The sequence below is a fragment of the Mangrovihabitans endophyticus genome (assembly GCF_014646155.1).
Classification (GTDB): domain Bacteria; phylum Actinomycetota; class Actinomycetes; order Mycobacteriales; family Micromonosporaceae; genus Actinoplanes; species Actinoplanes endophyticus.
Genome location: NZ_BMMX01000187.1, coordinates 1 through 547, shown reverse-complemented (window position 1 = coordinate 547; position 547 = coordinate 1). Strand labels below are relative to the sequence as shown.

1 protein-coding gene is annotated in these 547 nt (G+C 43.3%); it reads right to left on the bottom strand.

Going from position 1 to position 547, the window contains the following annotated elements; translation table 11 throughout:
• Positions 1–547: SDR family oxidoreductase (locus IEY73_RS34855; RefSeq protein ID WP_189083262.1), on the bottom strand; the 547-nt coding region annotated here is incomplete at both ends.

The window sequence follows — 547 nt, the reverse complement described above, 5'->3', positions numbered from 1 at the left end:
GCATCCACAAAATGCACTTCCCCACTCACCCCACTAGACAAGTTAGAGAGCAAATACATCCCGGCATTGCCCACTTCTTCTAAACCCACATTTTTTCTTAAAGGGGCGTTGATTTCATTCCATTTTAAAATCATTCTAAAATCAGCGATCCCGCTAGAAGCGAGCGTCCTAATAGGCCCGGCCGATAGGGCATTCACTCTTATGTTATGCTTGCCTAAATCCACCGCTAAATAACGCACCGCACTCTCTAGGGCCGCTTTAGCCAACCCCATCACATTGTAATGCGCCATGTATTTGGTGCTACCCAAATAGCTTAAAGTCAAAACAGACGCTCCGTTATTCAATAAAGGTTTTAGGGTGTTTGTCAGCTCTATTAAAGAATAAACAGAAATTTCCATAGCGGTGTTAAACGCGCTTTTAGAAGTTTCCAACAAGCTCCCCTCTAAAGCCTCTTTAGGGGCAAAGGCCACGCTATGAACGATAAAATCCAATGAGCCTAAATCCTTTTTAACGCTATCATATAGTGGCTTGAAATGCTCTTCTTTGC